The organism is Colwellia sp. BRX10-4 (assembly GCF_014077465.1).
Taxonomy (GTDB): domain Bacteria; phylum Pseudomonadota; class Gammaproteobacteria; order Enterobacterales; family Alteromonadaceae; genus Colwellia_A.
On record NZ_JACGVZ010000002.1, the window covers coordinates 204,502 to 230,801 of the forward strand.

The 26,300-nt window shown below is 38.6% G+C and carries 12 protein-coding genes; 10 read left to right on the plus strand and 2 right to left on the minus strand.

What is annotated here, in order from left to right:
* The first annotated feature begins 13 nt into the window (after positions 1-13).
* The 6 genes from H4J67_RS20995 (at position 14) to H4J67_RS03375 (ending at position 12,798) form a co-directional block, all read left to right on the plus strand.
* Positions 14-3,265: a di-heme oxidoredictase family protein gene (locus tag H4J67_RS20995; RefSeq protein WP_182174440.1), complete on the plus strand. Its 3,252-nt coding sequence runs from the start codon at positions 14-16 to the stop codon at positions 3,263-3,265.
* An 82-nt stretch (positions 3,266-3,347) separates the two neighbouring features.
* Complete coding sequence (locus H4J67_RS03355; protein WP_259368469.1) at positions 3,348-4,781, plus strand: glycoside hydrolase family 16 protein; 1,434 nt, start codon at positions 3,348-3,350, stop codon at positions 4,779-4,781.
* An 859-nt stretch (positions 4,782-5,640) separates the two neighbouring features.
* A complete protein-coding gene (locus H4J67_RS03360) occupies positions 5,641-6,426 on the plus strand; it encodes an ABC transporter substrate-binding protein (RefSeq protein WP_182202876.1) in 786 nt (261 codons plus the stop codon).
* Positions 6,427-6,903: 477 nt separating this feature from the next.
* On the plus strand, positions 6,904-7,851 hold the full coding sequence (locus H4J67_RS03365) for a class I SAM-dependent methyltransferase (RefSeq protein ID WP_182174446.1): 948 nt from the start codon (positions 6,904-6,906) through the stop codon (positions 7,849-7,851).
* A 417-nt stretch (positions 7,852-8,268) separates the two neighbouring features.
* Positions 8,269-8,847, plus strand: a complete 579-nt coding sequence (locus tag H4J67_RS03370; RefSeq protein ID WP_182174449.1) for a DNA-J related domain-containing protein — start codon at positions 8,269-8,271, stop codon at positions 8,845-8,847.
* A gap of 348 nt (positions 8,848-9,195) precedes the next feature.
* On the plus strand, positions 9,196-12,798 hold the full coding sequence (locus tag H4J67_RS03375) for a response regulator (protein ID WP_182174452.1): 3,603 nt from the start codon (positions 9,196-9,198) through the stop codon (positions 12,796-12,798).
* Positions 12,799-13,013: 215 nt separating this feature from the next.
* Here the strand turns inward: H4J67_RS03375 and H4J67_RS03380 are convergent, their stop codons facing one another.
* Entirely contained in the window at positions 13,014-14,192 is a 1,179-nt protein-coding gene (locus H4J67_RS03380; RefSeq protein ID WP_182174455.1) for a multidrug effflux MFS transporter, read from the minus strand.
* A 770-nt stretch (positions 14,193-14,962) separates the two neighbouring features.
* Here H4J67_RS03380 and katG point away from each other — a divergent pair.
* The 3 genes from katG (at position 14,963) to H4J67_RS03395 (ending at position 20,168) form a co-directional block, all read left to right on the plus strand.
* Positions 14,963-17,185 carry a catalase/peroxidase HPI gene (katG, locus tag H4J67_RS03385; protein ID WP_182174458.1) on the plus strand — a complete coding sequence of 741 codons (2,223 nt, stop codon included), beginning with the start codon at positions 14,963-14,965 and terminating at the stop codon, positions 17,183-17,185.
* A 1,298-nt stretch (positions 17,186-18,483) separates the two neighbouring features.
* Positions 18,484-19,410 (plus strand): ABC transporter ATP-binding protein, encoded by a 927-nt coding sequence (locus H4J67_RS03390; RefSeq protein ID WP_182174461.1) that lies wholly within the window; start codon positions 18,484-18,486, stop codon positions 19,408-19,410.
* Complete coding sequence (locus H4J67_RS03395) at positions 19,407-20,168, plus strand: ABC transporter permease (protein WP_070374125.1); 762 nt, start codon at positions 19,407-19,409, stop codon at positions 20,166-20,168. The genes H4J67_RS03390 and H4J67_RS03395 overlap by 4 nt, the downstream gene beginning before the upstream one ends.
* A 328-nt stretch (positions 20,169-20,496) precedes the next feature.
* Here the strand turns inward: H4J67_RS03395 and H4J67_RS03400 are convergent, their stop codons facing one another.
* Complete coding sequence (locus H4J67_RS03400; RefSeq protein ID WP_182174464.1) at positions 20,497-22,656, minus strand: putative Ig domain-containing protein; 2,160 nt, start codon at positions 22,654-22,656, stop codon at positions 20,497-20,499.
* A gap of 907 nt (positions 22,657-23,563) precedes the next feature.
* Between H4J67_RS03400 and H4J67_RS03405 the strand changes: the two genes are divergently transcribed.
* Entirely contained in the window at positions 23,564-26,233 is a 2,670-nt protein-coding gene (locus H4J67_RS03405; RefSeq protein ID WP_182202878.1) for a glycoside hydrolase family 16 protein, read from the plus strand.
* Positions 26,234-26,300 lie beyond the last annotated feature (67 nt).

Consider the following 26,300-nt stretch of genomic DNA (forward strand, 5'->3'; position numbering starts at 1 on the left):
GAATAATAAAATAATGAGCAAATTAATATTAAATCTTAGTGCACTAACAGGAGCTTTAAGTGTTCTTTCAAAAAAAATGCTTTCATTGTTATTACTCAGTACGCTAATAAGTTGTGGAGGTGGGTCAACTCCAACAGAAAAAGAGACTATCAATGCAGATACTGATAACGACGGAGTATTCGACCAAGTCGATTCGTGTCCTAATACATTAGCCAATACCACTGTCGATGCGAGTGGTTGCGACATCATTATTGTTAGTGTCGATACGGACAGTGATAATGATGGAGTTAAAGATGCAGATGATACTTGTCCTGAAACTCCAGACAATACAAGGGTAGACAGCTCTGGCTGTGCGGTCATTGAAGAGGTTGTTGATGTGCTTGTTCAAGCAGAAGATTACATCAGCTATTTTGATACCACGGTGAGTAATGAAGGCGGAGCAAGTTACCGTAATGACGCTGTAGATATCGAAGTTACCACTGATGTGGGCGGCGGTTACAATATCGGTTATACCCAAGCAACAGAATGGCTAGAATACTCGGTAACCTTAAGTGCTGGGACTTATACCATTAGCAGCCGCGTGGCTTCAGATTCAGGCGGTGGTAATTATACGCTGTCGATAAATGGCAATACAATTGGTAGTGACAATGTTGCTAGCACGGGGGGATGGCAAACCTTTGAAACCCATGTGGTTAATTCCTTTTTAACGACAAACGGTACTTCTACCTTACGGTTAGCGTTAAACGCAGGTTCATTCAATATTAATTGGCTGCAAATAACAGCGGTTATTGACGATGATTTAGATGGTATTGGTAACGACCTAGATTTGTGTCAAGATACGCTTGAAAATGCAGAAATTAATGAGGTGGGGTGTGCTGACTCAGATGGTGATGGCGTGTTTAATAATCTGGATAATTGTCCAGATACACCTATCGGGACCTTTGTGGATTTTCTGGGTTGTGAAGCCGTAGAACAGTTAATTGAAGTGGCGTTTAACAACGATATTCTTGTTGGTGGAGAAGACAGCCAAAAGCCAGGTTTTAGCTTATATACCTTTGATAATGACATTGGATTTGACGGCAGTAATTGCAACGACGGTTGTGCGGTTAATTGGCCGCCGCTTCTAGTGACTGATGGTGTCGCTTCTGGTGTGCCAAATTTATCAATCATTAATCGAAATGATGGCACAACACAAGCTGCCTATCAGGGTAAACCGTTATATTTTTATAAAGGTGACACCGAAAAAGGAACCATTGAAGGTGCGGCTATAGCGGGTTGGAACCTTCAAGAATACGGACTTTTTGGTGACATCGTGCCACTTTTTACCTCTAGCACGGCACAAGAACATGCTTTAATTTATGTAACTAATGATGCTGTGGTCACCAAGTTTGCTGACAGAGGACGTGATCGTCATGCTAAAGAGGATCAATTTCAGCAATACGACCATTACCTTTCTCATTATTGGACCCATAGAACAGCGCGCTATAAATTCACCGATTATGTGGCTAAAGGCGGCTCATCTATTTTAATTGAATGGGTAACACAATGGCAGCTTGAGGCATTAGAATTTAGGGCATGGTATTCAGGAATGAATACCATTGCTGAATACCATGGTAATTATGAGCCTAACGTTGTGACGGTCGGTCACGGTAGTTACGATGACGACCTTGTGCAAACAAGTACAAGTGGCGATCAATATAAATATTCAGTAACCATTAATGAGTTTCGCGGACTTAACGGAAGCACAGAAACCCTTAGTATTGGCCAACATATGGAAATTGAAGTCAGTCAGTTTTTATTAGGCGTTCCTAAGGGGCGGTCAAATTATTACGGCACAACTTATCTTTATCAAGTCGGTAAAGGTGGCATGGTTCCTTGGAAAACAGTCGGAGATTTTGATGATAAATCATCGGAGCGTGAAAACTCACACCCTATTGCTAAACAAGGTTGGTTAGGTGGTAATACCACATTACCTTATCAATATACAAATGAACCTAATGACCACTTCATGCAAATGGCAACTAATTTATCAAGTTTAAATGGGCAAGCGTTCGTTTTAGGAAGGCGTATACATCATACTTCTTTTGTTGATGGTAAACATGATGAAGACCCAGCCAATGGTGTTTTTTCAGAAATGGCAGGTAAGTCAGGTACGCATTTTGTTAATCATAGCTGTGCAAGTTGTCATGAACGTAATGGTAGGGCAGCTCCCGCAACTATTGGCGAGGCATTAGATAAATGGGTCTTTAAAATTGCTGATGCTGATGGTGATCCCGATGCCCAGCGTGGTGATGTTTTACAGCCATCGAATACGGGAAGCGTACAAAGCGAAGGAACGGTAGTTATTGAATCATGGACTGAGGTTAATGGATTACGTTCACCTAATTATAAGTTTTCAACAGGTACGCCAGAAAAATTCTCAGCACGTATTGCACCTCAGCTTGTTGGTCTTGGGTTATTAGAAGCAATTCCTGAAGAAACTATTTTAGCGATGGCTGATGTCAATGATGAATTTGCTCCCTTTGGTATTTCAGGTAAAGCGCAAAGTACTATCGATCCAGAAACCCAAGATATTCGTCTTGGGCGTTTTGGTTGGAAAGCCGCTACATCAAGCATAAAGCATCAAGTTGCGGCAGCGTTTAATACTGATATGGGGGTGATGACCTCTGTACTCCCATCACCAGATTGTGGTTCTGCTCAACAAGAGAGAAATGAATGTGGTCATGACCAATCTGAAATAAGCGACCAGCACGTAAACAATTTAGTGAAATATATTGCATTGTTGGGTGTGCGAGCGCAACGAGGCCTTGATGATCCTCAGGTACAACAAGGGCAAGCGTTATTCTCAAGTATTGGCTGTGTGGATTGTCATACCGCAACACTGCAAACCAGTATCTATCATCCGTTTACAGAACTAAGAAATCAAACTATTCATCCTTATACCGATTTACTGTTACATGATATGGGTGAAGGTCTTGCTGACAACTTAGGAGAGGGTAATGCTACAGGGGCTGAATGGCGAACAACACCGCTATGGGGCATAGGTTTGTCGGCTTGCGTTACTGGAGGTGTAGAAAACCCAGTTGGCGGCCAAGGTAATGAAGTTTGTACGCCCGAGCATAGTTATTTGCATGATGGACGGGCGAGAACGATTGATGAAGCAATTCTCTGGCACGGTGGGGAATCAGAAGCTTCTAAAGTTAAGTATGAAGCACTTTCTGATGCTGACGAAGTTTCATTAATAGCCTTTTTAAAATCACTATAAAATCAGCAGCTTATTAAATTGATTATCGATTGATTTAATAAGTTCTTTTAAGAGAAAAGAGAAAAGAGAAAAGAGAATGATAATGAACCAATATTCAGTTTATCCGCGCAATGTTAATTCAATGCTAAAGAATATCAGTTTTAAAAGTCGACTGTTTTTAATGAGTTTGCTAATAACTACACCTACTATGGCAGGTTGGGAAGTTAACTATATAGATACTTTTTCAGGAGACAGTGTTAATTGGCAAAATTGGACGGCCCAAGTCGATGCTAATTTTAATAACGAAGTTCAGTGTTATACCGATGATGACAGTTCCATTGATAAGAATTTTGATGTCTCTGATGGCACCTTAAAAATAATCGCCAGAAAGCAGCAAACTAATTGTGTAGGCTTGAATAATCAATCTAGAGATTGGACCTCCGGTCGAATTAACGGTAAAGATAAACGCGAGTTTCTCTATGGCAGAATAGAGTCAAGAATTCGTTTTCATAACCTTGAAGGGGGGGCTTGGCCGGCGTTTTGGATGTTAGAGAATCGTATTGCTGAAAGCCCACGTAAAAATGATGATGACTTTGTTAATTGGCCCAACCCCGGTGCTGGCGAGATTGATGTATGGGAATGGTTTGCCAACAGCCCGAGTACTTATATAACTAACTTTTTTAATACCGGTGGCGGCTCTTGTGGTAATGAAGTGAGATTTGCTTATCCAAATGGCGCTAATGATGTACTCGATTGGCATGATTACGCGATAGAATGGGATGAAAATAACATATCATTTTATATGGATGATACCTTAGTCACTTCACATAATGTATCGAATTGTCCACAATATAAAGAACCGATGTTTGTTTTACTCAACGTTGCTATGGGGGGAAATCTAGGTGGGTCGATAGACCCAAGCCTGCGTAAAGTAACCATGGAAGTGGATTATTTAGCGCACTGTACTGCTACTAATCAAAATAATGCTCAGCGCTGTAATGAAAATACGCCCGCTGTTTATGCTGATGATGATAATGACGGCATAGAGAATAGTCTTGATCAGTGTCCAAATACTCCATCAGGAGAAAGTGTTGATGAAAAGGGCTGTTTCGAGGAGATAGTTAATATATCTCCTGAAGTTTCTTTGTCGATAACACAGAATAATGTGACTGTGTCATCCGTTGATATTAGCGGAGGTTTAGTCACAATATCTGCTAACGCCACTGATGAAAATGCTGACGATATCCTTTCTTATGTTTGGCTTATATCCGGTACTATTCCATCACCTATTATCGACGGTGGTCTTGTTATTTTTGATCCCTCTTCTATGGCCGGCGGGAATTCATATCAAGTAGACTTGACCGTAACTGACAACGGTAACCCAAGACTTTCAGTAAGCAACACTATTAAATTTAGCGTTAACAATATGCCGCTTGACGCTGGCGATGATGAGAGAGAAAAAAGTAGTGGTGGTTTATTCAGTTATTTACTGCTGCTGATGTTGATAGTATTTAGGCAAAAGTATCTTCAACACTAAACTCACTATTGATAAAAAACGTTTGTAATTATGGCTCTGCTACAGGGGGAGTATACTTAAATATATTTAATGATAACCCCTCTATCATTTGATGAAATATGCTAGTGTTAAATTGTGTTTTGTGTGTGATTATAGACAGTTAGTTGACATAAAACTTTATTGTTTATATATAAAATATTACTGTGCGATGGGTGTTTTTTCGCCAACTTAATCAGTGTTTTCTATCTAACGCCATACAGTTTAGGGAATAACGTTGTGGGGCCATGACCGTTAACTCAGTCACTATTGACCTACTAATTCTTGCGTAGTTATGGTCTTTTCCATCGAAATTGCCCAGCCGACTAACAAGTCACCCTACCAGTAAAAAAATCTTAGTCGCGACGCCATCGTCTGAATTTATAGGTAAATTCAGACGATCTGCCATTCCTATAAACGGTCAATAGTACGACACCAAAGATAAATAATTGGATAGTTTTTTTGATGCTTGGATAGGCATGGCGATGTTTTTATTTTTATAAATTTAATTATATCAAAAACAGCCGCTAAAAATTGTCGATGCAACAGGCGGCTATAAAAACTCGGTCGTGGTAGCTGAAAATGTCTTTTTTTGGTTGATTAAGAGCGACTAGTCAGCTCTTTAAGTGATAAAAATACCTTATATCTGTCGTTAAACTCAAAACTGATGATCAAAATAGCGAATAACCTTAGTAGCTTGCTGAAAGCATAAATTAGGTATATGTTTTAAATAAGTAAAGGTTAATTAATCAAGAAAAAGATAACATTTTAGCTATTTACCATGGCTTGACATTACACCAGATATAACTAAAGACGTTATTACCTTAATTAGGAAATTTAGAGAATGGAAAATATTGAAAGGAATTCAAGCCTAGGCATTATCTTAATTATATTCACACTGTTATTTACCGCTCAAAGTCATGCAATAGAAAAGCTTCGTATCATAGGTGAAGATTCATTCCCGCCGTTTAATTATTACTTAAGTGAAGGTAAACATGTACCCCGAGGGTTTACAGTGGAATTGGTAAAATTGATTCTTAAAGATATAGGAATAAATAAAGAAACTAACATTGAATTACTTCCTTGGGCAAGAGCATTAAAAGTTATTGAAAATGAAGCTAATGTTCTTATCTTGGATATCGTAAGGAACCCGTCCAGAGAAGAACTTTATAAATGGGTTGGGCCTATAGCCCCGCGCGAAATATGGTTGTATAAATTAATATCTAGAAAAGATATTCAAGTGAACTCATTAGAAGATGTTAAACACTATATGGTGGGTGTTATGCGAGGTTCATCCTCATCTGATAAACTAATAAAAAACGGCTTTAAAGAAGGGGATAATTTAGCCTTCGTTACGCGTAAAAATCAAAATATAAATAAGATTATTCGAGGTCGTATTGATTTTGTAACTTTTAGTCCGGTGGAGTTAGCCTGGCGATTAAAATTACTTACGCCTAATGTTGATATAGATAATTTTGAAGCCACTCAGCTGTTATCAGGGGAATATCAGTATTATTTTGCCTTAAGTAAAAAAACATCTGATGAAACAGTTATCCTATTACAAAATGCATTGGATAAAGTAAAAGATGATGGGCGTTACCAAGCACTTTGGCAAAAATATATGAAGTGATTTTGTTAAGCCAATAATACGGTTCATTTTCTGGTACCTTCTTCTCTGCAAGCTCTCTAAGTAAAAGTTACTGCAGTTCTTATTTTTAATATTAACGACATGTCTTTTGGCTTTTATCTTTTGATTATCTAGTGGTCGTTCGCCTAAAATCAGTTTAAATCACAAGCAGTGCTCAATAAAACATTGGATGATCCTAGCCACAAAAAAGTATCCTAAACAAAATAGGCTCAATTAGGGTAACTTTTAAAAACAAGGTTGATTTATTGGGATATCAGTATTAAGACAGGCGGTGGTTAGTTATAATATTGCTTAAATAAGCTCGTGTTGCAGCATTATATTATTTTATTTATTTGATGTACTGCTTTAAAAGTAACTCGTGCTGACAAGTTTTAAGCGATAGTGTGTTCTTTGTTAACTTATTATCTAACAAATATAGACAATCCACACTAGAAATATACCTAAGGGCAGGACATAGATTTGACTATAAAGTGGCACGATCTCATCGAAAAAGCATGGAATGATAGAAAAGTCTTAAATGAATCAGATGAATTTGATTCTTGGCGTGTTTTCCATGGTTACACCGAAGGAGCGCCGGGTGTAGTTATTGAAAAATTTGGCACTATGGCCTTGGTCGAATTTAAAGACGATATTCGTGAGGACCTTGATGTAATAAAAGATGCACTATTACAGTGTTTTCCCTTCACGCTTATTATGGCAAAAGGTGATCAAACTCTCGGGTTACGCTTGAAGAATAGAATGTTCTCGCTTCATGGCGATATTGCTGATGCGCCAGAATTTACCAAAGAATACGGGGTCTATTATAGTTTGCTTGCCGACACGATGCATAATTGTGGTTTATATCTGGATGCACGTCCCGTTCGTAAGTGGTTAGCTAATAATAGTGAAGGCCGTCGCGTATTGAATTTATTTTCATTCACGGGCAGTTTGGGTATAGCGGCTTTAAAGGGGAACGCGAAGGCAGCTATTCACCTGGACAGATCGAAAGCGTTATTACCGCGTATTGAAAAAAGCTACGAAAAAAATACTATGGAATTTGGCACTCGCAGCTTTATAAAGGGTGATATATATAAGCATTTACCTAAGGCAATAAAAAGTGGTCAACAGTTCGAAGGCATTATTTTAGATCCACCACCAACTGTTTATAAGTCACCTTATGCAGAGCATCAGCCTAAAGGACAAGATTTTTCTAAATTGGTTAGTATGTGTTCAAAGCTTTTAAGCCAGGGCGGTTGGTTGATTTGTTTATTTCATCGTTATGATGCAACGTGGGATGAGTCAGATGCTGAAATTATTGAATCATCGGGTCATACTTTGAAAATGACAGAACGGTTTACCAGTGAGTGTGATTTTCCTGATGATAATGTTGACCGCAAGTTAAGAGTGACGGTATTCGAAAAAATTTAAGATAGATAATACCAACAAGTCATCACCCCTGATAAGTGAGTGGTGATGACTTATTTAATACTTTGCTGCTGCACAATAATAAATTGTAGACCTTTGCCGAACAAGGTAGTTATGCAATAATTTTTGTGGATTTTAGCTGGCTAGTAGATAAATACTATTCACCATATCAACAAATCAGTCTAACGCGGCTATCATTAATTTTAGTTATTATTTTTTCATGTTGCATTTTAGCTATTACTTATTTTCTTGAAAAGAGATGAAAATATTTTATATCTTTAATTGCAGGTGTGTTATAAAACTTACCCGCGAGTGATCGCTTGGCCGTTAAGGTGACTTATCATTACAAGACAATCGTTTAAGATTGATTTTTAATGTCTCTACTGGCTTAAAAGTATTAAATCAACAAGGAATGAACCTATGACCAATCCTTTGATTATTAACATACTGGGATATTTAAAAAAACAAAACAGTGCTTGTTCCATAATTGATTTAGTCAACCTTTGCCAACAGGAATTTTTGCTACTGATAGAAAAGGATGTTGATCCTCAAATTGCCATATTTCAAAAGAATTTTTTTGTTATGAATGCGCTTTATCAAATCCAACGAGATATTAAAAACGAAGGTTTTTTACTGACTATTTTTCCATTAGAAATTTGTTTAGTGCGAAATCACGCTGCGGCCAAAGATACTTTGGCTATGCGCGATACTGATCTAGCCCATTACTATTTAAACTGGTCTAACTTGAATAACATTACCCTTGCAGAAGTGGAGTCACTCTTTGCCCGTTTTTGGCAACATTACCGTGCAGTGGATAAGGTTGCTGCTGCTCTGATGACTTTAGGGGTAGATAAAAATATTGATTGGTCTGGGATACGTCGGGCCTATCAAAAGAAAATTGCCATTACCCATCCCGATAAAGGTGGCTGCGCGGCTGATTTTATTGAAATTCGCCTAGCCTATGAGGTATTAAGTTGGTGTTATCATCGCAAGGACTAATTTTACACTTGGTGATATTACACGACGCTAAGGAACTGATAATTGTAGAATTGCAAAGATAGTTTTTAATATCTGTCGTTAGACAGCCAAAGCGTGCATTTTAGCGGGAGAGGGATCTTAGTGCTGTTTGATTTTAAAGCGACTTAGTGCTAAGTTTTGTTGATAAAATGGGCTTGTATAACGATAAGCTTTCTAATAATCAGTTAATGAAATGTGTTTTCAACACACAACTCTATTATGGATATATTACGGATAATAGAGTTGACTGAGATTTATTAATTCCCCGGTAAGATATTTAAGAAAATACTTAACTTATACTAACGACTATGAAGAATAAAAATTAATAATATGAAATTAAGAATTACCTTTTACCTGTTATTAACTTTCACATTTATTCACAGTTTTCCATCAGTTTCACAAGAGCTGGACAATGAGCCGTTAGGTGTTATTACCGTTGTTGCAACTGAAAAAGACTTACCCTTTAGCTTTAAGCTCCCCAATGGCAATCCTAGTGGGCTTTATGTTGAATTTTGGCAGCTCTGGTCTAAAACTAACAATACTCCTATTCGTTTTGTTCTATTGCCCTTTGAAGAAGGTATAGCGTTGATCGAACAAAAGAATACCTTACATGTTGGGCTTTTTAAGAATCAGCAACGACAACAGTGGGCTAATTTTTCCTTACCTATCCATAATGTACAAACCGGTATCATTTATAATCGCTCAATTGACAAAAAATCTAAGCTAAGAGAATTAAGTGATATTAAGATAACCAGTCAATATTTTAGCTTTCAAGAATCCTACCTTAAGGAAAACTTTGCTAGCTTTGAGCAATCAACGCATAAAAGCTTTGATGATGCTCTCGAGGAGTTATTAGATAATGAGGTTCAGGCTGTTGTTGCTGAGTTACCTAGTGCCTTTGCACAAATAGCAAAAAAGGGCTTAACTGGAGTATTCACTATTTCTGAAGAGATTATTGCTTCTAATAATGTCTTTGGGGTGATAGCAAAAGGTCAACCTGAATTATTAGCTAAAATTAATGCTGGTATTGAAAACATTCCCGTTAATAAAATTATTGAATTAGAAAAACAGTGGCTCCCCACCTTAAAACCCTTTTTTCAAAAATCATCAACCGTTGCTAGTTTAACAGAAAACGAAAACAAATGGCTGTCACAAAATAATTCTTTTAGTTTGGGGATAGACTCTGCATTCCCTCCTTTTGAATTTAATGATGAATTGGGTGAACATAGCGGAATATCAGCTGATTACATGTTGTATGCAAAACAACAACTGCAAATAAATTTAACACCAACAGTAGGTATGAGTTGGGGGGAAGCGCTAGAGGAATTTAAACTTGGCAAAATTGATGTCATGTCTTCAATTTTTTATACAAAAGAAAGAGCTGAATATCTAAATTTTACTGAACCCTACTTCGAAATTTCTCTCGTCATTGTTAGTAAGAAAAACGCTTTCTATGCTGAAAGTTTATCGTCATTACAAGGCAGGAAGTTAGGTTTAATTAAAGGCTATGTTTATAATGAATTGATTAGTCGAGATCACCCCAATATTAAAATTGTAGATGTTTTATCGGTTGAAGACGGACTTAAAAAATTACAGTCGGGGGAAATTGATGCCTTTGTTGATTCTATTGCCGCGATTAATTATGAAATAAACAAAAATAAAATTAATGACCTGATTATTACCTCCTTTACCCCTTATACACTTGAATTATCGATGGCGGTAAGAAAAGGGCTTGAACCTCTTATTCCTATTTTAAATAAAACCTTTGCTGCGATGAATGAAAAAAAACGTTCTGCTATCGCAAATAATTGGTTATCGGTACACGTTCAATCGGGTACTGAATTATCAACTATTCTCTTCTGGGCATTACCGATAGTCTCATTGCTCATTTTGATTATTTTAGTGTTTTTTCGTATGAATAAAAAACTCAAAATAGAAATTGATGCACGAGTGATCAATGAAGAAAAACGCATTACCGCCCAACAAGATTTGGCTGCACAAAAACAAGCGATGGATGAACATTCGTTGGTCCTTGTAATCGATATTAACGGTATTATTAGCTACGCCAATGATAAGTTTTGCGCCATTATTGGCTATAACCGCAAAGAACTCATCGGTAAAAATCATAGTATTCTCAATGCTAATAACCAGTCAAAATATTATTGGCATAAGATTTTTGCGGCGATCTCTAAGGGGAAATATTGGCATAATGAGGTGCGTATTAAAGCTAAAGAGGGGCAATGCTATTGGGTAGACACTACGATTGTACCACTTTACGATAAAAATAAATTACTCAGTGGTTATACTTATATCAGTACTGATATTAGCCATCAAAAAGAAACGATTATTCGCTTAGCTGAAGCCAAAAAACAAGCGGATGTTGCTAATGAATCAAAAACCGCTTTTTTAGCTAACATGAGTCATGAAATCCGTACACCGATGAATGGCGTCATCGGCATGACTAACCTTTTACTTGATACGGCTCTAAATCCAGAACAACACAATTTTGCGAAAACAGTAAAAAATAGTGCCGAGTCATTACTGTGTATTATTAACGATATTCTTGATTATTCAAAAGTTGAAGCGGGCATGTTAGCGCTTGAACCACTTGAATTTGATTTAGAAGTATTGCTCCATGACCTTGCTACTAGTCTCGCTTTTCAAGCGCATAACAAGGGTTTAGAGCTAATTTGTCCGGCTAATATTTTACCCGCTCAGTCATTTATTGCAGACTCTGGGCGTATTCGTCAAATACTCAATAATCTTATCGGTAATGCGATAAAGTTTACAGAGCAAGGCGAGGTTTCAGTCTATTGCAAAGTTCAAGAGCAGACCAAGCAGCACACTAAATTACTCTTTGAGGTATCTGATACCGGCATTGGTCTAACGTTAGCGGATCAAAACAAGTTATTTGAACGTTTTAGCCAGGCCGATGGTTCAACAACCCGTAAATATGGTGGCACCGGATTGGGGCTATCTATCAGTAAACAATTAGTTGAATTGATGGGCGGCGAGATAGGCCTGAAAAGTGTTGATGGAGAAGGTTCTACCTTTTGGTTTAGTATAAATATTGCTAATGCTGATAACATGCGACCCAAGAAAATTTATGACAATTTACAGAATCAAAAGATACTGGTGGTTGATGATAATTTAACTAACCGGACTTTATTAGGTTTATTACTGACCAAGTGGCAAGTCGAGCATACCCTAGTAAATAGTGGCGATGAGGCATTAGAAAAACTCACCCAAGCTAGAATACAAGGATCTCCTTACCATATTGCTATTTTGGATATGCAAATGCCTGAAATGGATGGGTTTCAACTAGCAACTAAGATTAAAGCCGATAGCGATATTTTTTCAACGACTCGTTTATTAATGTTGACCTCACAAGGGCAACGTGGCGATGTTGAAAGATTAAAAGCGGCTGGCTTTAACGGATATCTAAACAAACCTGTTGATCAGTCGATTCTCTACAATACCTTAATGACCATTGCTGGCGTTAATGCCCAACAACCTTTGATCACAGCGTTTAGCGCTCGTGCACTTCCGCAGTTCAAAGCAAGGGTTCTTGTTGTAGAAGATAATGCTATCAATCAAAGGGTCGCACAAGGTCTGTTGAGAAAATTTGGTGTGCAAGTCGACCTAGCGGCTAACGGTGAAGAAGCACTAAACTCGTTACAAAACTTCCCTTTTGATTTAGTCTTTATGGATTGTCAAATGCCAGTAATGGATGGCTATGAAGCGACTAAAAAAATTCGTCTTCCTCAATCTAAGGTACTTAATAGCAATATTCCAATAATCGCCATGACTGCCAATTCAATGCAAGGTGACCGAGAGAAGTGCTTAACCGCAGGAATGGACGACTTTATTGCTAAACCTGTGAACCCTAACAAGCTACAAGAGGCGTTAAAACGCTGGCTACCCAAATATTAAGCGTTCGTTATGCAAGTAGTTAAAAATAAGAAAAAAGCTTAAGTTATATTTATCAAAGCCAAAATTAATCGAACCTGTGAAATGTTGATATTGACCCAAAATACAATACTTGTCAGCGAGTAAAGCTTTTTGTGTCAGAGTCTTAAGTCACGTATATCGTCATTATCTCAATTTAGTGGCAATCGTGGTAATAAATCAAATATCACCACCAATTGCTAACTATCTAACATGATACGGGCTTTTACTTGAGGCAACTTCCAGATGAAATACACTGGAATTATTGACAACATTAATAACACCAATTGCTCCGCTTCATTGAGTGGCAATAGTTGTAATAAATAAACAATAACTGCTGAACCACTCATTTGTACAAATCCTAGCAGCGCTGAAGCTGAACCTGCTTTTTCACCAAAAGGTGCTAGAGCTTGTCCTGCACAAGCTCCCATCAGTAATGAAAAACCAAGTGAACTGATCATTATCGGCAACATAAAAGCTTCAGGCGTTTGCCAAGTTAATAACGTTAACATTAACAATCCGGCGACAATCAGCAAAACCATACCAAAACCTATGGTTACCCGCGCACCAAATTTAACTAAAACCTGAGGAGCCAAAAAACAAGCGACAATATTAATGACAGCATTGAGACTAAACCAATAAACAAAGCTCTGTTGATCTAACCCCAATCGCACCATTAACCAAGCAGGAGAACTCGTTACATAAGCAATAATAATTGCCATTGATAACATTACGACCAACGCATTAAAAAGAAAGACAGGGTGTTTCGCTACCGTAATAAAATGCCCCAAGCTGATAAGGTTTTTAGAGGGGATGGTATGCGTGGGCCTGGTTTCTTTGAGGGTAAAAAACAAAATTAAACCGGCAAAAACAGCATACCCTGTCATAAATTGAAAGTTACTTCGCCAGCCAAAATACTCGGTTAAAACATTTCCCAGCAATGGTGCAAGCGCAGGAATACAACATATAGCACTGTTCAAATAAGAGTACATCACGCCACTTTCTATTGCGTTATATTTATCACGAACACTGGCAAAGGCGGCTACAACAATGGCGCAAGCACCAAAGCCTTGTACTAAACGGCTGAGGAGAAAAAAGGTTAAGTTATCTGCATAAGCACATAGAAGAGAAGCCAAGCCATAAATTATTATACCAGCCATAGCAACGGGACGACGACCATATCTATCGGCGAGTGGGCCACTTATTAGTTGACCAAAGCCCATGCTTAAAATAAATATCGTTATGCTCCATTGAATTTCCTTCATGGGAACAATAAGCTCTTCAGCCATAATGGGTAAAGCGGGTAAAAATATATCTATGGCTAAGGGGCTAAAAATAACCATTAAAATTAGTAGTGGTAAAAGTTGTTTGTTTGTCATTTTAGTCTCAATAATGATGACTGCCTAGTATAAGATATTGGCGTTATCAGCAGAAGCGAATTATTGTTAATTTAATGAAACTAAACAGCATTTCGCTTTAACTATACTTGTTAGTTAATTGTTTGGTGAAAATATCTTTAAGTAGAGTTAATTCATTGATTCTGACATAGCTCAGTCTAATGACTTGGGCAATGGTGTGGTTTGGCCCGGGTTCATTTCAATGAATCGCCCGAAGCGCTGACTCGTTGTAGGTCAATGGGTCTAAGGCTATCTGTGGCACAAGTGTTGTGCCAAGTTTTCCTGCAACCATAGGTATCAAAGTATGAGGACTTGCAAATCAACATCAGTGTCTTGCTTTTTGTTTAAAGGCTGCAAGCTGGTAAGGCATGATCTTTTAAGCAATGGCCTGCTTTTAACAACATCAGCTTATCAATTTTTAACGCTGCACTGGTAATTTTCGGTACTTTTTTGGACACTCATCCTTATGACAGCCCCAATAAAAGTATTCTTGGCAAAAATTGAAACTCATAAATCCTTCAATAGGTTAGTAGGGCAGGGTAATGCAAGGATAGCGGCATCAATTTCACCGCCGCGTACCTTTTCATCAAGTAGATGTGATGGGCCTTCAACAATTTTTAATTGAAAATATTAAACCATTCATTATGTAAAATAGAACATTATCTTCAATTTAATCAACTATTCAATTCTCCTTATTCTTCTTATGCTAACGATGAAGTTTTATAAACCCATTATTATAAAAAGGACTGCACATGTTTAAGAAAACCCTTCCGATTGCTGCGGCAATCTCTGTTGCTTTATCTGCAATGGTAATACCTACAACGGCATTCGCGGCCAATGAAGCAAAAACCAATCAGTTTTGGTGGCCAGATATGTTAAATCTTAGCCCCTTACGCCAGCATAGCGCTGAATCTAATCCATACGGCGAACAATTCAATTATGCTGAAGAATTTGCCAGTCTTGATTTAACCCAACTTAAAAAAGATATTCAAACCACACTGACTGACTCAAAATCTTGGTGGCCTGCAGATTGGGGGCATTACGGCCCATTAATGATCCGCATGGCATGGCACAGTGCTGGTGTGTATAGAGTACATGACGGGCGTGGCGGTTCGTCAGGTGGGCAACAACGTTTTGAACCCCTTAATAGTTGGCCTGATAATGCTAACTTAGATAAAGCGCGTCGATTATTATGGCCGGTTAAACAAAAATATGGTCGTAAAATTTCTTGGGCTGATTTAATGGTGCTTTCGGGCAATGTAGCGCTAGAGTCTATGGGCTTTAAAACCTTTGGTTTTGCTGGTGGCAGAGCGGATGACTGGGAACCTGATTTAGTTTATTGGGGATCTGAAACAACCATGCTTACGGATAATCGTCGCGATAAAAAGGGTAAATTGAAAGGCCCTCTTGCTGCAGTAGAAATGGGTTTGATTTATGTTAATCCAGAAGGCCCTCATGGTAAACCTGATCCACTCTTAGCTGCTCAAGACATCAGAATGTCATTTGGTCGCATGGCGATGAATGATGAAGAAATTGTTGCTTTAAGTGCTGGTGGTCATACTTTTGGTAAGGCACATGGAGCGAAAAAACCCAGTGATTGTGTTGGTGCAGAGCCGGCAGCAGCTGATATTGAAGCACAGGGTTTAGGCTGGAAAAACAAATGTGACAGCGGTGTTGGCGCAGATACCATAACCAGCGGCTTAGAAGGTGCTTGGACAACGACACCAACACAATGGTCGACGAATTACTTAGACAACCTAATGAACTTCACTTGGGTTCTAACGAAAAGTCCTGCTGGAGCTAAACAGTGGACACCTGAAAATAAAGCTGCGGTCAACTTAGTACCTGATGCCCATATCCCTAATAAACGTAATGCACCCATTATGTTTACTACTGATATTGCTTTAAAAGAAGACCCTGAGTTTCGTAAAATTGTTGAACGTTTTAGAGCAGAGCCTGAAGCATTTGAAAAAGCTTTTGCTCGAGCTTGGTTTAAATTAACACATCGTGATATGGGGCCTCGTGCAAGATACGTAGGCAGTGAAGTGCCCAGTGAAGTACTAACATGGCAAGACCCTATTCCTGCTGTCAACTATCAAATGGTTACCAAGCAAGATATTGCTGAGCTGAAAAAGCAAATAACACAGTCAGGTTTAACCACTGCTGAGTTAGTGAGAACGGCTTGGGCTTCAGCGTCGAGTCATCGTGTTACGGATATGCGCGGCGGTGCTAATGGTGCTCGCATTAAACTAGAGCCACAAAATAGTTGGACGGTTAATAATCCTGCTGAACTTAATAAAGTATTAACAACACTTGAAGTTATTCAAGCCAAATACAATAAGCAATCGGCTATAAGGCAAGTATCACTAGCAGACTTAATCGTATTAGGTGGCACAGCAGCTATTGAAAGTGCAGCCAAAAAAGCAGGTACAACAGTAGCTGTGCCCTTTATGCCAGGCCGTGCTGATGCAACACAAGCACAAACTGATGTTAAATCATTTAATTATTTAGCACCTAAAGCGGATGGCTTTCGTAATTTTTATACGGATGAAAGTTACCTATCGCCAACAGAGATGTTAGTGGATAAAGCCAATTCTCTTGGTTTAAATGTCCCTGAAATGACAGTATTGGTTGGCGGTATGCGAGCACTTGATGCAAACTATGACGGTTCATCTTTTGGGGTGTTTACAAATACCCCTGGTGTGTTAACGAATGATTTCTTTGTAAATTTATTAGATATGTCTACCGTGTGGACTAAAGATGAATCTACAGCTGGAGTTTATATCGGTGCTGACCGCGCTTCAGGCAAGGTAAAGTGGCAAGCGACACCGGTTGATCTTATCTTTGGCTCGAGCTCTGAATTAAGAGCCATTGCCGAAGTGTATGCCTCAGATGATGCTGACAAAAAGTTTATTAATGACTTTATTAAAGCCTGGGTTAAAGTGATGCAACTAGACCGCTTTGATTTAAAGTAAGCTTGTTCTTTGAACTATATCGCTAATACGCCCAAGGGTGTATTAGCTTTTTTTGGCAATAACATCTCATTCAAAACAGGGTTAATTGATGCAACTAGACCGCTTTAATATAAAGAATAACGAGACTAGCATCAGCTGAAAAGTTGACGTCACGTAAATAGCCACAGGGTGATTTAGGAAGTGTTAACGGTTGCTTTATCTTTAGATCAATAATTTCTATTTTAGTTTGTGCATCGGCATTAACACCAGTGACTTGACAACAGCCATTTTTGGAAAAGTAAGTGAAACTAACGTCCCAATGTGCAGAGTAGTTTAGTGCTTATGTTTTTGCTTTTATATAATAAGCATAAGCCTGTTTATATTCGTCTGCTTTACTATTCGTTTTGCTTAAAGCAATATATTGATCCTTTGGGCTAATACTTTCGACAGAATAGCGGGCACCATTTTAATAAATAAGTTTCGTTGAATAATCATCATTTTGATAACGGTCTGCGTCAAAAAACTTAGGGCCCCTTTTATTATAGGCAACAATAAACTGTTTATTATCTTAATGCTAAACAAAAAAATAAGCTTTTAAATCTTTATCTGGGATAAATTCGGTTATGTTGCTTAATAACTCTCTTACATATAAGTGATCTAATTCGTCATCGCACCTGTCTGCGGTATAAATAATTCTGTCGTCTTTAGGAAACCAACTTACTCCAAAAACAGAGACAACTGTACACTGAGTTAATTGTATTGGGGTTGAGCTATTAAGTGGCTTATATTAGGCATTAAAAATACCAGTTTTATCATTACTGATCAAAATTGCACAGGCATCAGGATTAATTGAGAAGCAAGAGACTGAGGTTTTTCTAAAGAACTCTTCTGCATTATAGGTCTCAAAGACAGGTTCCTTTTCTTCGATAACGGTTTGTTTAGCTACTTATTCTGCGGGTTTAGAACAGGCAAAGGGTAATAGTCCTGTTCAAATTATTGTAATCAATGGCGGACACTTTATCACGGGTGAAACCCGTTTATTGCGATGTTCAAGAAACCAAGACAGTTACTTGTTTTTTTTTCTATACCCGTATAGTGCATAAAATAAAGATTACAGATACGTTAATCAATGATGATAAATTTTACTTTATTTAACCCGTTTTAGGGTAGCATCTAAAAAACGATTGAAATTAGCTATGCCAAATAAGACCTAAATACAGCTAATACAAAAACAGGGCAACTAATTTATTGATTTTCCTAGCCATCAATAGGGTATCTCGTATACCTTAGTAGTATTCAAATACTGATGAGAAATAACCTTGCAACCCATTATTCAAATCACAGATGTTAACAAAGTATATGCGGGTGGTTTTCAAGCACTTAATAATATTAATTTATCAATAAAGCCTGCTGAAATCTTTGCCTTGCTAGGACCAAACGGCGCAGGTAAAACTACACTGATCAGCGCTATTTGTGGCATTGTTGATGCCACTTCTGGGCAAATCACCGTTGACGGTAAAGATATCGTTACCGGTTACCGACATACACGAAGTCTTATTGGCTTAGTTCCACAAGAGTTAACCACTGACGCCTTTGAAACTGTATGGACAACAGTTTCATTTAGTCGAGGTTTATTTGGCAAAAAACCGAATCCAGCTTTTATAGAAAAAACGCTAAAATCATTATCACTATGGGATAAAAAAGATAACAAGATGATTGAGTTATCCGGTGGTATGAAACGACGAGTGATGATAGCTAAAGCGCTCTCTCATGAACCTGCTATTTTGTTTTTAGATGAACCAACCGCAGGTGTTGATGTAGAGCTGCGCAAAGATATGTGGCAACTGGTTAGAGAATTACGCAACGACGGTGTCACCATTATTTTAACGACACATTATATTGAAGAGGCTGAGGAAATAGCCGACCGTATTGGTGTGATTAAAAATGGCCAACTCATTTTAGTGGAAGATAAAATAGCGTTAATGAACCAATTGGGTAAAAAGCAATTGATCCTCGATTTAAAAGAACCATTAAGTGAAATGCCTGCGCAATTGACTGACTTTAATTTGCAGCTACAAAATCAAGGGATGCAATTAATTTATAGTTATGACACCACCAATGAACACACAGGAATATCTGCTTTGCTTCAACAATTGTCATTAGCAGGTATTGCTTTTAAAGATATTAAAACAGATCAAAGTTCGTTAGAAGATATATTTGTTTCATTAGTAAGGGAAAAAACATGAATCGTTATGCTGTTGCGGCTATTTACAAGTTTGAAATGGCCAGGACTAAACGTACTATTTTTCAAAGTATTATTTCTCCAGTGATTTCGACGTCACTTTATTTTGTTGTTTTTGGTTCTGCCATTGGCTCTCGAATTACTGAAATAGATGGTGTGAGCTACGGTGCTTTTATTGTACCTGGATTAATTATGCTCTCGTTATTAACACAAAGTATTTCCAACGCCTCATTTGGTATTTATTTTCCTAAATTTACCGGCACTATTTATGAACTACTTTCTGCGCCGGTATCTTCCTTTGAGGTGCTGCTCGGTTATGTCGGTGCGGCAGCGACAAAATCCATTTTGCTAGCATTGATTATTCTCGCAACAGCGCATTTCTTTGTGCCTCTGGAAATAGCCCATCCATTTTGGATGTTGTTCTTTTTAGTGATGACCGCTATAACCTTTAGTTTATTTGGTTTTATTATTGGCATCTGGGCAGATAATTTTGAGAAACTACAAGTGATCCCACTTATTGTTATTACGCCTTTGGTTTTCTTAGGAGGTACTTTTTATTCTGTCAGTATGTTGCCGCCGTTTTGGCAAACCGTAACGCAATTTAACCCGGTTTTTTATTTGATTAGTGGCTTTCGATGGAGTTTTTATGAAGTGGCTGACGTAAGTTTACTAACAAGCTTTTTTGTGATGAGTGGCTTTTTAGCTTTTTGTTTATTAGCGGTTACTTGGATATTTAAAAGTGGTTATCAGATAAAACAATAATAGAGATAGGCTGTTTACGCTATTTAATCAAAAGTTACTAAAGGTTTTGTCCATTATGTACGACCTTTAGTGCTTTGTTTAGCCAATAAAATATAGGGTTACTTTGCCAATTAACAATACGTTTAAGCCAAATCCTATATTCAACACGAGTTCACTCTTGAGTAACATTTTTGATATTTTCATAAAACCTCTCCGCTTATTCAAATAAGTCTATTAAAATGAGATAAAAGGGCTTAGTAACGTAAACCAGAACCCTTTTTATTTTACTAAAAATTAATGTAAAACTTAGCTAATTAAAATACAAGCTAAGTTTTATTTTTAATCAACACTATTTATTATGACCGAAAGTAATATTATCAAAATAGCTTACGGTATCGGCAGCTCTGCCGTCAGTAAATTCAGGGAAAACTATCACCGAGTCAATATTAATGGTTTCAGCCATACCAATACGGCTAGAAAAGTCAAAAGTAAGCTCTTCCCATTCATTGATTTTAGTATTAGGAACCTTGATTTCTGCTTTTGCCGCAGCGCCTACAGAGAACTTTAATGCCACATCACTGATAACAGACTTATAAACCATTATTTTAACAATGCTATTGGTTGCGTCCATCGTAAAGGGTGTGGTATTGGCCGCCGTTGTTTCAGTACCAGCCCATGGCTGACCTGTCATTCTAGCGGTAAACATAGCAACTGTTGCTGAGTCATTCACTGTCGATGAAGCAGGGTTAGCAACAAATTCGAGTGCAGGGTTATCATCATTTTCAAATACCGCCCAAACAAAATCACTGCCTAAACCTGTGGCTTCAAAGTCATATGGAGTTCCTACAGCAACAAAGTTACCTTCAGAGACTTCTTCAGCAGCTGGGGTGGTAAAATCATCAAAGTAGAAAGTCCAGTTAGCGGCATCGCTCGCGGAATCGCCCATCACGCCATTATCAAAAATTAGTGTCAGTCTGGTTTCACTTGTACTGGTTGCGCCAGTAAAATCAAAGTTCAACTCTTCCCATCCTGAACCGGTATGGTTTGCTGTTCTTTCTGCATCCATATCGTCAAATTTAACTAATACAGGTACAGCACGAGAAGCCCAAACTTTCATGGTAATCATGCTATTAGCTGGAATTGCCGCCGGTGTAGTCAATGTCATGGTTGAGCCACCCCAAGTTTGACCCGCAGATTTAGTCATTTGACCCACTTGAGCGCTGGTATTAATACCCGTTGCATCTGGGTTGGCTAGCACAACAGCTGCTCCTCCATCAAAATCATTAAAGGTGTAACTTTGTGGGGCGGCTTCAAAATCAGTGGTACTTGTAGAGCCATCACCTACGACTTCTTCTTCAGCGGTTGCAGGTGTTGTTATTTCGTCATAATAAAAGGTCCAATCTGCCGCGTTTCCTTCTGCGTCACCCATAGTGCCTAAATCAAATATTACCGTAACGCTGTCTAAAGCGCCGGTTACATCATCTGCAAAATCGTAACTAAGATTTTCCCAGCCAGTGCCGGCATGATCCATTGATATTTCTTTATTAATGCCTTCAAGTTTAAATAACACAGGTACTGCACGCGCCGACCAAACTTTCATTGTGAAGGTGTTATCTTCCGCAGCCAAGGTTAATGCAGTAGGTAAAGTTAATGTACTGCCTCCCCAAGGTTGTCCAGCCAATTTTTTCATTTCTACGACTTGGTTGCTGGTATTTATGCCCATTGCTTGTGGATTAGTCATCACAGTTGACATGCCGCCATCAAAATTATTGAAAGCATAGGTCTCTGCAGCACCTTCAAAAGCAACCATATTACGTGTGTTTTCAACTGCAGCGTCAGCAACGGTAATGGTAAAGGTTTGCATTGTATCTACAGTGCCATCATTCACTGTTAAGGTGATCTCTGTAGCAGCAACATCACCCGATGCAGGTATGCCTGACAATATGCCTGTACTGTCATCAAACGTTAACCAAGAAAGCGCGCCTGGGACGGTCGTTGACATTGTCAATGTATCGCTGTCAGCATCGGTTGCCATAAGTGTGTAGGAGTATGACTCACCAACAGTAGCACTTGTAACGCCAGTACTTGTAATAACAGCAGCATTGTTAGCTTGTGCTGCAACAGTAACGGAAACAGTAAACGATTGAGTAATTTCATCAGTGCCATCACTTACGGTTAAAGTAATTGCTGTATCTCCGACATCACTATCTGCTGGCGTACCCGTTAAGCTTCCGGTTGCACTATCAAACGTTAGCCAAGCGGGTAGATTTGTGGCTGACATTGTTAAAGTGTCACCATCGGCATCGGCAGCGACTAGTGAGTAGCTGTAAGTGGAACCTGATTCAATTGTTGTGACGGCTGTGCTGCTAATAGTTGGTGCGGAGTTAACTTCTATAACGTCAGCAACTTTGTCATCGCTTGAACTTCCCCCACATGCAGATAAAGCTAAACCTAGGCTTAGGACGATTATGTTTTTGTTGAAGCTTTTTTTATTTTTTATATTAGTCATTTAGATCCCCTATAAACTGTTCAATTGTCATTTGATTATTTGCAGAATTTGCAATATAAAACCAAGCTTGTGTCATTATACTTTGGTTTGTATATAGTGCCGTGCTGCTTAGTTGAAGGTACTTACTTGGCTAATTAAATTGCCAAACTTGTTCTTCTTTTATTATTTTATGATGCATTTCTAGTTAAATTTAACTGAGATTAATCGTAGAAAAGCCAAAAATAAACTACAGTAAAAAGTGATACAAACAATCAGGAAACGGTGAGTCGTCCCTAATTTCATGGTCAAGTGGGTTTTTATTAAATTTTGTACCGAAATTGATTTTTTAGTGAGCGATCTGACTTTAAAGTGTACGAATCAATTAATGTAATGAGATAAATAATAGCTTTTATCCGCTAATTGTTAGCGGTGTTTTACAGGTGACGGGCGATCTTATCGGGCAATTACCCCTTAAGATAATGCAGAGTATTTATTAGTGTGATGTCAAGATACTAAGGTTTCACACTTATTAACGGGGTGTTTGTTGGTGTTAACTATTAAAAAGCTAATAGGTAAAGAGAGCAGTGAGCTTAGTCTTCATCATATTATATAGATGATGACTCATCCTGCTTTAAAGTTGTATTAGCCTCTTAATACAAAACCCAAGTAAAGCGGTAATTACAAAAGCCAAAAAGTCATCAAAAAAAGCCGTTCGACCCTGTTTTGTCCATTTCAACTTTGCACTATCCCATCTGACCGTATTTAAATGCTAATTAGTAAATCGTTGTGCTAAAAGATAGGCAGTTAATAACAATATTTTGTTTACGATTGTATTTGTATTCACGTGAGCTTTGTAGATAAAAGTAGCGTATAGACATTATAAAAATGATTATAAATATTTGATTTGGATATCTCTAGGGGAGAAGACATGAAAACTAAAAGCAGTGTTAAATTTAAAACACAAGGCTTGGCCGCATTAATAGGGCTAACGGTCACGTTAGGACTTGCTGGCTGTGGTGGTGCAGCCACCGAAACTAAAGCAGATATTATTGATCCACAACAACCTGTCTCTGATTGGAAAATGGTGTGGAATGATGAGTTTGATGCAAGCACAATAAACAGTCAAAACTGGACGCATGAAGTCAACTGTGACGGTGGTGGTAACCAAGAGAAACAATGTTACACCGACAGCGCTGAAAACTCATATATACAAGACGGTATATTAAACATTGTAGCCTTACCCGCAGCCGAGGGCTCCGCTTTACCTTACACATCAGCACGCATGATGACGCGTTACAAAGCCGATTTTAAATATGGACGCATGGAAATGCGCGCTAAAGCGCCTTCAGGACAAGGTAGCTGGCCAGCATTTTGGATGATGCCTACCGATGAAGAGTATGGCGAATGGCCACGTTCGGGTGAAATTGATATCTTTGAATCAGTTAACTTGGGTGTAGCGAGAGAAGACGGTACCGCAGAAAACCATGTTTACGGAACACTTCACTATGGTAAAAGTTGGCCTAACAATTCTCAATCAGGACAAGCTTATAGCCTAGCGAGTGGTGCTAACCCAGCTGATGATTTTCACACTTACGCCATTGAGTGGCAAGAAGGTGAAATTCGCTGGTACATGGATGACCATTTATATGCAACACAGCGACAATCCAAAATTCGCTACAACTCTAAAGATGAAGCGGTAGGCCTAGCACATCGAGGTTGGTTTACTGAATACTACGACCAGTTATCGGGTGAATTAAAAACCTATTGGAGCAAAGCTCCTTATGACAAAGAATTTTATTTAATACTTAACTTTGCTGTTGGTGGCACTTGGCCTGAAAATGTTAATGACTTAGGTGTTGATGCCACAGCTTTTGGTGCAGATAACAAATTTGAAATTGACTATGTACGTGTTTTCCAGTGTCAGCAAAATATTGATACCGGTAAAGGCTGTGAAACAGTAAGACCCGGTTACGATAGCTTAGAAGATGGTCTTATTGAAGGTAAAGCACCAGTTCCATTGCCTCCAAGTGATGGTGTTGCTAAAAACCTAGATATCTTTAACGGAACTTTAAATGCTAACTGGATTGCTTGGGATTGTTGTGGTGGTACTTCACCTGCAATTATCGCTGATGCCGATAAAGGCGATGCTGTTCAATTTAATATTAATGATAACAATGGCACCGTATTAGGTTTTTCAACGCGAGGCGGACATTTTGGAGATGATTTTTCTGGTGAGTCTAGCCCATTTGATGCATCACCATTGGTTGATTTAAATGGTACTTTGTCATTTGAAATGAAAGTGGTTACCCCACCATCTTCTGCGACTACTTGGTTATTAAAAGTTGAAGCCGGTGACGGCGGACCTAATACTGGCGATGTCGCGCTTAACACCAGTAATGAAGGTGCAGATCCTGTTGTGGGTCAATGGCAAACTTATACATTCCCATTATCAGTTTTACAAGACGCAGGTCTAGATCTTAGTGCAATTGATGTGGTGATGATATTTCCAGCTTGGCAAACAGGCGAAGGCGCTGAATACTTAATTACTAATATCGCGATTGAAGGTGACGTCGGCGGAGCGCCTGAACTAGTGGTCTTTACCGATGACGAAAATCCAAGCTGGCCAATGTGGGATTGTTGTGGTGGTTCTATGCCAACGGTTGAGTTAGATGATGATGCTCACGGTAACGTAGCTGAATTTTCTATCGGTGGTGAGCCAACGGTAATGGGCTTTATATCTAGAGCTGATAACACAGATTCACCTGCGCCATTTGATGCCTCTGCGATTCTTTCTAACGGTGTAATTCAATTTGAAATGAAAGTAACGGCTATGCCTGGTGATGCGGCTTGGATGTTCAAAGTTGAAGCAGACAATAATGCTACTTTTGCAGAACTTACCTTAACTGACTCTGTTGAAGGTGTTTCACCGGCTCTAGAACAATGGCAAACCTATACTTTTAACTTATCTGATTTAGCGAATGCTGGTTTAGATGTCAGTGCGATTGATGTCTTAATGGTATTCCCTGCATGGGGTGCTGGCGAAGGTGCCATTTACCGTTTAGATAACGTTAAAATTTATGACCCAACAGCAACATCTGTTAACAATGATGTTTTATTTGCTGATGCACCTGCTACAGGTTGGTCAATGTGGGATTGTTGTGGTGGTACAACACCTACACTTGAAAACGATGATACCGCTCATGGCGTAACGGCTGAATATGTTATTGGTTCACAACCAACGGTTGTTGGGCTTGATGCTGAAGATGGCGTTTTTGTAGATGCCTCAGGTATCTTAGCCAACGGTGTGGTGAAATTTGATGTTAAAGTTGTTACACCACCAAACGATGCGGCAAGTGTTTGGATGTTTAAAATCGAGTCAAATAAAGCCGATACTTTTGCAGAGCTTCCTTTAACAGGCAGCGCAGAAGGAAAAGCACCGACTACGGGTGAATGGCAAACCTACACATTCCCACTGCAAACATTATTTGATGCGGGTTTGGATATTAGTCAGATAGATGTATTAATGATTTTCCCTGCTTGGGGAACTGGAGAAGGGGCTGTTTTTCGTCTTGACAATGTGATGATAACGGCACTGTAACCACGATATTAGCAAAGGTTGAGCGGCTTTAAACAGCCGCCGTCATTAAAACTAATTTTAAGAAAGT